This is a genomic window from Okeania sp. (assembly GCF_983059655.1).
In genome coordinates this window covers 1-10,495 of the sequence record NZ_CEZPJD010000155.1, presented here as the reverse complement: position 1 = coordinate 10,495, position 10,495 = coordinate 1, and the positions used below count along the sequence as shown (strand labels likewise).

Genomic DNA, 10,495 nt, shown 5'->3' with positions numbered 1-10,495 from the left:
GTAGGTGCTTGTATAACTCAAAGACCAGAATTATTTGGTGCAGCTTTACCCGCAGTGGGAGTAATGGATATGTTACGTTTCCATAAATTTACTATTGGTTGGGCATGGGTTGCTGATTATGGTTCTCCAGATAATCCAGAAGAATTTAAAGCTTTATATGCTTATTCTCCCCTACATAATTTAAAGCCAGAAATATCTTATCCGGCAACTTTAGTTACTACTGCTGACCATGATGATCGGGTTGTTCCAGCTCATAGTTTTAAGTTTATTTCTGCTTTACAAGCAGCTCATATTGGAGATAATCCAGTGTTAATTAGAATTGAAACTAAAGCAGGTCATGGAGCAGGAAAACCTACTACAAAAATTATTGAAGAAATTACAGATGAATTTGCTTTTTTGCTGAGAAACTTTGAGATTGAATTGCCAGAAAATTTTGGTAATTAATTATAGCAGTTTTGGAGTTGATGAGGTACAAAATTTTAGGACTTTAGGTAGGGAGTAGGAAAAAAAAATTAATTTTAAAACTGTACCTCACGTTCCTAAAAAGTGCTGCAATTTGTTAGTTAATCACAACTCCAATAATGATTTGATAAATTCTTCTCCAGTATAACCAACTAAAAATCCAGTAAATATTCCTCCCCAAAAATCTTCAACAGAAACAACCTGTTGAACATTACTTTTTCGAGCAAATGCAACAATAATATCATGTCCGGTTGAACAGTTATAAATAAACGATGAAGGAGTCAGGAGTCAGGAGTCAGGAGTCAGGAGGGAAGAAAGAAGAAGAAGGAGAAAATTTTTTTTATCACTAATTATCCGGACATGATATAACTATCAAGGAAAAAATGATTGTACGCAATATTCCTATTAAAAGCTGTCTTTCAAGCTCAAGTAAATCAGAAACATTATCTGCATTTTTGACCGAATAATTAAGGTTTAAATCCTCTCTTTTAAAGGAGAAAAGAGAAAAAAATCTTGAAGCGTCAATTATTAATTATTAATTATTAATTATTAATTGTTGAACATATACCCAAAAAAGCTACCAATTATTGCTCCAATAATTGATGAGCGCATTGGTGCTTTGATATTAATTGTAAAAGGAAGTGTATCGATATGAAGTTTATCATCAAATTCGTAACGTACTTGAATTTGAAAAGTATGGTTTACAGGAGGAAAGAAAAGCCATTTTGTAGTTTTCAAAACAAAATGTTTTACTAATGAATTACCTGGTTGGAGAACAATTCCAACTTGATTTTCAGGTGTCTTAGTATCAGCAGTAGTATCAGCAAATTGTATATCTCCAAATTTTATATCTCCTTCAACATCACCATAAATGTTTAATCTGAAATAATTCTGCGGAGGTATACTTATGTTTCCTATTACATTTCCGTAAATATCAACATGTAAATCCAGGTCATAATCTTCTTCTTCAGGACTCACTGCTATTGCAACACGATCGCCAGTATTTTTTAACTGAAACTGAAGAAATACAAGGAAAAACTGAAGTATATCTTGCATAATAAACTTTAGTCTTAAACCTAATCTAATTAGTTAGACAAGGAAGTAATTTTTTCTTGGACTAGAAACTTTGATTTTTGCATCAATAGGATCAATAGTATTAACTTTTAATTCAGTTTTTTTGTCTTCTTTTCCAATGCTTTTTATCTCTTTTTTTCGATTCTCTTTAAGTCGCTTTTTATATCTTTTTTTACCTAACTCGTCTACCAAACTAACTGGAATATGTGTTTCAGTGCTTTGAATTATGACAGGAACTAAGAATGGATTTCTAATCACAACATATATTGAAATTTCTTCACCTGCTAGTGTCAAAGGTGTTGAAGTAGATGCTTCCAGTTTAAGTGCCCCACGTACATTTCGAGCAGCATCTTTTTCCTTTTGATATGCACAAAAATTTTTGTTGGAGGCAGGTGGAAGTAATTTTTGGGTCTCGTTTTTCATTAATCTAATTTTATTTTAAATATCCCTTTCCCACATCAAAGAATAAATAGTATCTCAAGATTGGGAAAGATAAAGATGAAATTCATAAACTTAGAATAACAATTTTATCTTTCTTTGACCATCAAAGATATCCGGAGATAAACTGTTATATAAAGTCTCATTAATTAGCCATAATAAAAATGTTTTTGTCTGGTGTTGAGAGAATCTTCCAAATTTCTATACTTTGTTCTAGAGTTTTAGTACAGAACAAAACAAATGCCAAAGTTTTTAGTTTTTTTTGTTAACTAAACCCACCAATACTTTTTTGGAAAATATAGTATTTTTAATTAGTCTGGAACACTTACTTAGGCTTAAACACTTGATTTAAAGGGCTGATAAAATTCTCTCTACCCCATTCTTATTTAAAATGACTATATTTACTAATATCCGAATCCTAACTTTGGTAAGCATTTCCTACGGAATGCTACGCAAACAGCTATTAGCTGTCAGCTATCAGCAACAAGATTCTCTCCTTAAAGACAGTGTTTAAATTAACAATTGACTTTAAGAGCAAGGGAACTAACTTTTGTAGTAAGACAATTAATAAAGCTTTTATCCTAAATTAAAAGCAATAGCTGATAGCTGATGGCTGACGGCTGTTTGCGCAGCATTCCGGAGGAAATGCTTACTAACTTTGAGATTTTGTCTGACGCAACTCTTGTTGTAAATCTTTCATAAATTCCATAAAAAAATCTTTAAATACACAAGCTCTTTCTGAACTTCCAGTGCTAAAAGTAAAATTTATATCCTGGGTTTCAATAGCAGCGTTTCCAATTTTAAAGATAAAAACTGTTTTTCCTGGAATTGTAGAAGATGATAATAACCCATCAAAATTTGATTCCTTCAAAGCTATTCGTGGTGTTTGAAGAGTCAAAGGATTAGATGTAAAAATTTCTTCTACTGATTTATCTAGGTTATTTTTTAATGTTCTTAATGCACCTGTTGTTGTTTGCACAACCTCCCCAATATTATGTCCGATATCTAGAATATGAACATCATTGGGAAGATTTTTTGCACAGTAATTCATCACTTGATTCTGTGCTTTTTTACCAGCAATATATTTCCATGGCAAAATACCTTCTCCTAAACTTTGTACTGTATTTTTTGCAGTTTTAGTAATAGGTAAAGGAATCTCTTTCTCAAAAAATCTTTGATTAACTATTTGCACCATTTCATAAGCAAGAACTTCATCTTCTGTATTTTTATTTAATAGTTCAGCAATTCTTTTGACATCTGCTTCACTATAACTTGTTGCCACTTTTTCCTCAAGATATGCTCTTCTTTGTTGATAGGTAGGATTAGAAGTTGACTCGAAAGGACAAAACCATAAATCACGCTCTCGATCGTGAAATTTAGTAGCTCTAAAATAAATTTTTGCCCACCAAGGTAAGGAAGCAGTATCGTATGTGTGTAAACGGTCTACATCTCCTGAAGTTTCAATTTTCTTTATTTGCTCTGAATCAGAAATTATAATTATGTCTAGTAAAAATGGAATTTTCACTCGAAATGGATTAAAGCTGATAATATCTAACATTTTTTATCTTTCCTAAATATAGGTTTTCTTGCTTTTCTAATAGCTAGTGTCGCTACGCGGAAGTTAAAAGTTAAAGAGTGCATCTCAATTTTGGATAAAGCCAAAATTTTATTGCTTTTAGGGAACAGGGAACAGGGAATAGGGAATAAGAAAAAAGTATTTTTGCAAATATTGAGATACACCCAAATCAAATATTAAGTAAGCGTCAAGAATGATTTTAGCGATTCTAGTGCAAAAAGGCAGAAGGCAGAAGGCAGAAGGCAGAAGGGAAGAAAGGTTATTGTACAAGCTTTTGAACCTTTTTTAACTGGTTAGTTATTTCCGCCATCCTGCACTAGGAATTAAGCAAAAATATCTTATTCCGTGAAACCCTACTTCTTACTCCTTGCTTCCTATTCTCAAGAATATGTAGCAAGATTTTAAGAAATAGTAAGCTGTTGTGCATTTAAAACACTTAGAGAGTTGTATGTTTAATTAAAATGATAACCCTTATAACTTCTGAATTCTAACTTCGTTATTACCGAATAATTAAGGTTTAAACCCTCTCCTTTAAAGGAGAAACAAGAAAAAATTTTGCTTTGAGTCAATCCTCTTCTTTTCAAGGAGAGGTAATTGTTAATTATTAATTATTAATTATTAATTATTAATTGTTTACCTACCTTTCGCCAAGGTGCAAAAGCATTTTCTACACTAAATAAAGCCGGACTTAGACTAGGATAATGCCGACGCAAAACAGTCAACATACTGTTATTATCAATCCAATCTAAACCAAATTGGGTATAAATTTCAGCTCTATAATCTTCAGTAAAGAAACGATCGCTTTTCAACCTTCGAGATGCCATAAGAATAAACACACGAAAAGCAGTATCACTAAAACCAAATCCCGTGGGAGGATTTTCCGCAAACATACCCACCATTAAATCTACACTATCAATATTATTCTGATAAACTTCTCGTAATTCTTTCACCCATTTTTCATTATCAGTAATCTCTTCAAAAGATTTTACTCGTCCACGACCAATTAATTCTCTAAAATCATTATAACGAGGAACACCCCGCTCCCGGTCTCGCAAAATATCTACAGCAGCTAAATCAAAAACTTCACCATTATCTCGCACAAGTTGTTGAAGAAAACTCGGATAATTATATAAAGTAATTGCTCCTGGATGACTAATACCAAATGAGTAAAATAAATCCGGCATTTCTAAATTTTCTACAAGATTTCTGGTACGATTACCAGCAACTTCAAATAGGTTATTCTTTTGTAATAAATTCCCGTTTTTAACCGAATAAAACTTAAATTCATCTGGCATTAATGGATGCATTCTATACACAGAGACAAACTCTTCAGTTAAATAGTAGGGAGCTGTATGATGGTCAGTAGGAGAACCAATAATACCACTCAGAAGTTCGCTATCTCCCACACGGCCAAAAATCCTCTTGAAATTTTGACCCAATAAACCCCACCAGTTAGCATCCATAGCTATTTGTAAAGCTGGAAGGCCAAGAATTCCTGGAGTCCATTCTACGGTATGAATTTTTGCTAGTAAAGCAGCATTAATCAAACGAGCATGGTCAAATATATCCTCATCTGTCCATGCAGGATACTGTTGTTTAAGGCGATCGCAAATTATGTTATGTTCCTTGACAAATATAGTGTGGAGCATACTCAGTCCAATCCACCAATTATCGTCAAAGCCTACTAGATCGATACCATTTTCAGAATTAATAGGTAATAAACCATCATCCTCAATTAACATTTTGCCGTCTACATGGGAGCGTAACTTATCTATTGTTTCCCGATCGCTACCATATATTTGGGAGGCATCCCACCAATGAGTAACTGTATTAATATAAGTAGGAGGTCCTTGTATATTCTCATCGCTACGAGTTGTATCTGGTAAAGTTTTTTTGATTTCTAAAGGCCGATATTCTTCAGGCCAAGGATCGCCTTCTTCCAGGGGAATTTGAAACTTATTATCCTGTTGGTTGCCTCCATGGGAAAACCAGTCATGGGTTTGAAATTGAATCCAAGCAGCAGCTAATAGATTTAGGGTAGTAGCTGGTACAAATTCTTCTCGCGTCAATAACTTTCGACTAATAACACGAGGATTAGGATTAAGTAAATTCTCTTCATTAGGATAAACATTTTTCAGTGGAAAATTACGCCCAAAGCGAGTACCAGCCATACCCATTTTGGGGTCTTCCAAGTCATTAAAACTACCATCAGCAGTACGCACAACTAAATGGCGATCGCCAGGTAGAGGTAAAGGTAACTCGATATCATTTTGAGTAGGTAATTGTGCCGTATCATGAAGGTTTTCTTCTCTTAATTTGTTACGAAATCTAAGTAATTTTAGTAATGCAATGGGAGTAGGGAATTTATGCCAAGGCCACTTCATAAAGTTCTCCTTTTATAACAGTTATATTTTGAGGACTTGAGGCTTACTCTAGACTCAAGCGTGGGTTAAAATATAGTTTTAACTCCTTTATAATATAACTATTAAATACAGTAATTGCCTAGTGTTATTTTTTTGTTAACCTATTTTAATATTCCCGATAGAAATTTGACTTTAAATTCATTTAGCATTTTATGATGAGTTAGTTTATTTGTGTTTAATAATCGGTCTTAGAGTTGATTTTTATTAAGGTTAAAATTCGGTGGTGCTGCAAATTATTTCGGTAACAAGATAGTTGAAGTTTCAGCCACCATTCATCATTAATATACATAACTAAAAGGAGTAGGTGGTGGTATCTTTTTAACAATGAATAATTAGCAATTAATAATTAATGATTACCTCTTCGTTCCCTAAAAGCGATATTATTTTTGCTTTATTCAGGCATTGAGATGCACCCACTTTAAGTTTATAAAATTGGCATTAAAAATAGCTAATTCAATTTATTTGAGATAATTATATCTATCGTTTTCTATTTTTTTGAAATATTTATCCCTTATTCCTTCTTGTTTCTTCCTTATTCCTTCTTACTTATAGCATTTATATCATCTCAGCGCTTAATAGTTTGTGTAAATCCAAGGGTAAATATCTAGTTAATATCTAGAGAAAATTTAAGTTTTTTTTTCAGACTTTTAAGCCTTTCTCTCTCTTCCTTTTCCCATGTATGGTATTCCCTACTTGCGCGATCGATCGTTCAATCCACAAAATGACTAAAAGATTTATATGTTGCTTTTATTCTTCAAAGGTAGCCATTTACTTGAAGGAAAATTTATACTAAAATTTTTCCAGAAGAATTTTATGATGACAAATTTTTGTCCAGAATTTGTTAACAAAAAACTCTTAATTATTCAACTTATTATGTAGGAGTTAAACAATGTCCTCACAACCTTTGACCATTATCAATGACAACTATCAAGCAGTGAAAAATGATGGACAAGATGTGATTGGTGGATTGACAAAAAATCCCAAAAGTTTGCCTCCCAAATATTTTTATGACGACCGTGGTTCAGAACTATTTGAAGAAATTTGTCAGTTACCTGAATATTATCCGACTCGCACAGAAGCTTCCATTCTAGAGAAATATGCAGATGAAATTGCTCAACTAACTGGATGTTGTGAATTAGTAGAATTAGGTAGTGGTAGTTCAACTAAAACTCGCCTTTTGTTAGATGCTTATCAAAAAATAGGTGGTTCTTTTAGATATGTACCTACTGATGTAAGTGGGGGAATACTCAAAAGTAGCGTATTAGAGCTACAAGAAAAATATCCAAATTTCTCTATTGAGGGATTTATTGGCACTTATGATGAAACTTTAGCTCATCTAAAATCAAACCCTACACCAACCTCTTTTGAAGGAGCTTCCCTAACTAGAACAATTTGTTTTCTGGGAAGTTCTGCTGGCAATTTTCCACCACAAGAATTTGACCATTTTTTGAATAAAGTTGTTAATGCTTTAAAACCAGGAAATTATTTTTTACTTGGTATAGATTTACAAAAACCCAAAGAAATTTTAGAACCAGCTTATAACGATAGTCAAGGAGTTACGGCTGCTTTTAATTTGAATATGTTATCCCATTTGAATTGGCGTTTCCAAGGAAATTTTGACCCCGGTTTATTTACTCATAAAGCAATTTACAATCAAGAAAAATCACAAATAGAAATGCGTCTTTATTGTCAAGAAAATGTCACATTCTCTTTGGAAATTCTAGATTTAAAGGTGGATTTTGAGAAAGGAGAAAGTATTCTGACTGAAATTTCTCGCAAGTTTGATTTAGCAGTTATTCAAACAGAGCTGGAAACAAAAGGATTAAAAGTTAAGAAGGTATGGACAGACCCTAAACAGTGGTTTGGATTAATTCTTTGTCAAGCTTGAAAAAAGCGGTCAGCACTCAGCAGTAAATGCTTAGAAGGGGAAAGCAGAATGCAGCTATGCTGTTTGCGCAGCATTCCGCAGGAAAGGCAGAAGGGAAAAAAAGCTTAAAAGGGTAATAGTTTTTTTATCACTGATTATCCGGACATGATATTACTCCCCTACTCCCCCAACTTCCTTACTCCCCTAATTCTTAATTGGGGCTTGCTGATTAACTATCAAAGTATTGACACATGAAAGTTTCAACCTTATTCGGTTGAAGAAAAGTGCCAGCTTTTTGGTCAAGAAAGCTCAAAAAACTAGCATTTTGTGCAAGAGTTGGGCAGAAAAATTAAGGGACAATTCTGGCAACTATAGCAATGAGCGCTGGTATATTTACAAATTGCAGGATTTGCCCAATAGCTAAAAGTCTTATGTTATCGGCAATTTATTCCCTCTGTTGCCAGATGAGCTGTTGCCTGTTGCCTGCGCACAGCGCTATACATCCTCTTTAACTCCCCATTCCTCCTGACTCTTAACTACTTCCTACTCCCTACCTCAACAAAAAGACTTATTCAGCAAACCCTAATTAAAGCCTAAAAGTTTGAATTAAAAAAATATCCAAGTAAATAAACTTTCTGACCGAAATATTGTGCTTTAAAGTCTCCACTTTTAAGGGGATAATAAATAAAAATTTTTATGATTAGTCAATCCTCTAAAGGAGAGGTAATTCTAAATTCTAAATTCTTGAAATTATGAACAGTCTTAAATCTATCAATCCACCAAAACTTGATAATAGTCATACTAACAATAAACTACGCCAAGATATCCTTGATTACTTTAATAATGCTTGGCAACTTGAAGATATTTTGATGAACAGTCTAGTGGGTGAAGAAACATTTTATTCCAATCCCGACCCTTTGAGAAATCCTTTAATTTTTTATCTCGGACATTCAGCGGTTTTCTACATCAATAAATTAATTAGTGTGGAATTATTAGAAAAACGCCTCAACCCTAACTACGAAATATTATTTGAGCTAGGAGTAGATCCAGAAATACCAGAAGAGTTAGACCAAGCAATCGCCCACATTAACTGGCCTAAACTTGAAGATGTTTGGCAGTACCGAGAAAAAGTCTATCAAATCATATTAGACCTAATTGAGAAAACTCCTTTAAATCTGCCCATCCATCAAAATCATCCTTTGTGGGCATTGATGATGGGTATCGAACATCAACGCATCCATATCGAAACTTCATCTATGTTGTTTCGGCAACTACCTGTAGAAAAACTCAAACGTCCTAGTAATTGGGAATATGCTCCTACAAATGCTAGGCAAATTGATAATGAAATGGTTGAAGTTGCTGGTGGGGTAGTAAAAATAGGTAAACCAGCAGATTATCCTACTTTTGGTTGGGATATAGAATATGGCGATCGCCAAGTAGAAGTTTCGTCTTTTATTGCTAGTAAATATTTAATTACCAATTCAGATTTTCTAGAATTTGTCAAGTCTGGTTGTTACGAAAATCAAGATTATTGGACTCAAGAAAGTTGGCTTTGGAAAACTCAAAATAACATCAAACATCCTAAATTTTGGATACCTGAAAATGGTGATTATAAATATCGAGCTATGTTTGATGAAATAGATTTACCTTTAGATTGGCCTGTGGAAGTTAATCATTATGAAGCAATGGCTTATTGTAGTTGGAAAGGTAAAAATATTCGCTTAATGAGTGAAGCTGAATATAATTTAGCAACTTATGGAAATGGCAAAGAAGCAGAAGCAGATAATTACAATCTGAATTTTAAATTTGGTTCTCCTTCTCCCGTTGGTTTATTAGAAACTACCAAAAATGAATCAGGATTATATGATTTGCGGGGTAATGTTTGGGAATGGTTAACTGATAATTTGAATCCTCTTTCAGGATATAAACCTCATCAACTTTATGAAGATTATTCTGCTCCATTTTTTGATAGTCAACATAATATGATGTTAGGGGGATGTTGGATAACTAATGGTACAGAAGCTTTGAAATATTATCGTAATTGGTTTCGTCCTAATTTTTATCAACACGCTGGTTTTAGAATAGTTCAGGCATAATTATAAATTGATAGAAGCCATGACTCAGAAAAAGTTTTATCTATTAATAGATCCAACTATTATACGTTCTTATCTCGTATCTAAATGGATTGAAGCTTTTGAAAAAATGCCAGAATTTCAAGGAATATTAGTTAAAGAGGAGGTTCAATCAAACAGAATAGTTAAAGGGAGAAAAATTTTTCATCAAAAATACTTTGGTCAAAAATATTTGACTGATTAAATGTACAAATTATTAATTGATTTGTATCCTGGTATAGATCAGACGGAAAGAGCAATGATCGAGCGATATGGTGTATCTCGGTATTCTACTACTAGAGGGTTCTCAAACCATTTTTCTTGGGGATAATTTGAATGGAGAATATGCCAAGAATTGGTTAATGGAAGTCGCTAAAAATTCTTCAGTATTCATGCTTGTGCTCGTCAAATACTTAAACCTTGGTGGCTAGAAATAACTAAAAATCAAGTGTTTAATTGTCATTCAGCTGTTCTACTTTATGCTCGGGGGATACACTGTATTGAGAATATGCCAACTTACAAAAATATTAATCAGTTTAGACAA

General features: G+C 33.2%; 8 protein-coding genes. 4 read left to right on the top strand and 4 right to left on the bottom strand.

Annotated elements, in window-relative coordinates; translation table 11 throughout:
- On the top strand, positions 1-444 hold a 444-nt coding region (locus tag AC3DU7_RS11145), incomplete at its 5' end, for a prolyl oligopeptidase family serine peptidase (protein ID WP_488039420.1).
- Positions 445-1,011: 567 nt separating this feature from the next.
- Here the strand turns inward: AC3DU7_RS11145 and AC3DU7_RS11140 are convergent.
- From AC3DU7_RS11140 to AC3DU7_RS11125, 4 genes are all read right to left on the bottom strand, one after another.
- Positions 1,012-1,518, bottom strand: coding sequence for a hypothetical protein (locus AC3DU7_RS11140; protein ID WP_488039419.1), 507 nt, complete (start codon positions 1,516-1,518; stop codon positions 1,012-1,014).
- 33 nt (positions 1,519-1,551) lie between these two features.
- On the bottom strand, positions 1,552-1,959 hold the full coding sequence (locus tag AC3DU7_RS11135; protein WP_488039418.1) for a hypothetical protein: 408 nt from the start codon (positions 1,957-1,959) through the stop codon (positions 1,552-1,554).
- Between the two features lie 667 nt (positions 1,960-2,626).
- Positions 2,627-3,532: a hypothetical protein gene (locus AC3DU7_RS11130; protein ID WP_488039417.1), complete on the bottom strand. Its 906-nt coding sequence runs from the start codon at positions 3,530-3,532 to the stop codon at positions 2,627-2,629.
- Between the two features lie 629 nt (positions 3,533-4,161).
- Positions 4,162-5,934, bottom strand: coding sequence for a peroxidase family protein (locus AC3DU7_RS11125; RefSeq protein WP_488039416.1), 1,773 nt, complete (start codon positions 5,932-5,934; stop codon positions 4,162-4,164).
- A 928-nt stretch (positions 5,935-6,862) separates the two neighbouring features.
- On the opposite strand from AC3DU7_RS11125, the gene egtD reads away from it, so the two are divergent.
- The 3 genes from egtD (at position 6,863) to AC3DU7_RS11110 (ending at position 10,156) form a co-directional block, all read left to right on the top strand.
- Positions 6,863-7,861: an L-histidine N(alpha)-methyltransferase gene (egtD, locus tag AC3DU7_RS11120; protein WP_488039415.1), complete on the top strand. Its 999-nt coding sequence runs from the start codon at positions 6,863-6,865 to the stop codon at positions 7,859-7,861.
- A 731-nt stretch (positions 7,862-8,592) separates the two neighbouring features.
- Complete coding sequence (ovoA, locus tag AC3DU7_RS11115; RefSeq protein ID WP_488039414.1) at positions 8,593-9,936, top strand: 5-histidylcysteine sulfoxide synthase; 1,344 nt, start codon at positions 8,593-8,595, stop codon at positions 9,934-9,936.
- Positions 9,937-9,955: 19 nt separating this feature from the next.
- Positions 9,956-10,156 carry a hypothetical protein gene (locus AC3DU7_RS11110; protein ID WP_488039413.1) on the top strand — a complete coding sequence of 67 codons (201 nt, stop codon included), beginning with the start codon at positions 9,956-9,958 and terminating at the stop codon, positions 10,154-10,156.
- Positions 10,157-10,495 lie beyond the last annotated feature (339 nt).

Bases quoted from the DNA above. Each gene is read 5' to 3' on its own strand.
- AC3DU7_RS11140 (WP_488039419.1), bottom strand. From the start codon at position 1,518: ATGCAAGATATACTTCAGTTTTTCCTTGTATTTCTTCAGTTTCAGTTA.
- AC3DU7_RS11135 (WP_488039418.1), bottom strand. From the start codon at position 1,959: ATGAAAAACGAGACCCAAAAATTACTTCCACCTGCCTCCAACAAAAAT.
- AC3DU7_RS11130 (WP_488039417.1), bottom strand. From the start codon at position 3,532: ATGTTAGATATTATCAGCTTTAATCCATTTCGAGTGAAAATTCCATTT.
- AC3DU7_RS11125 (WP_488039416.1), bottom strand. From the start codon at position 5,934: ATGAAGTGGCCTTGGCATAAATTCCCTACTCCCATTGCATTACTAAAA.
- egtD (WP_488039415.1), top strand. From the start codon at position 6,863: ATGTCCTCACAACCTTTGACCATTATCAATGACAACTATCAAGCAGTG.
- ovoA (WP_488039414.1), top strand. From the start codon at position 8,593: ATGAACAGTCTTAAATCTATCAATCCACCAAAACTTGATAATAGTCAT.
- AC3DU7_RS11110 (WP_488039413.1), top strand. From the start codon at position 9,956: ATGACTCAGAAAAAGTTTTATCTATTAATAGATCCAACTATTATACGT.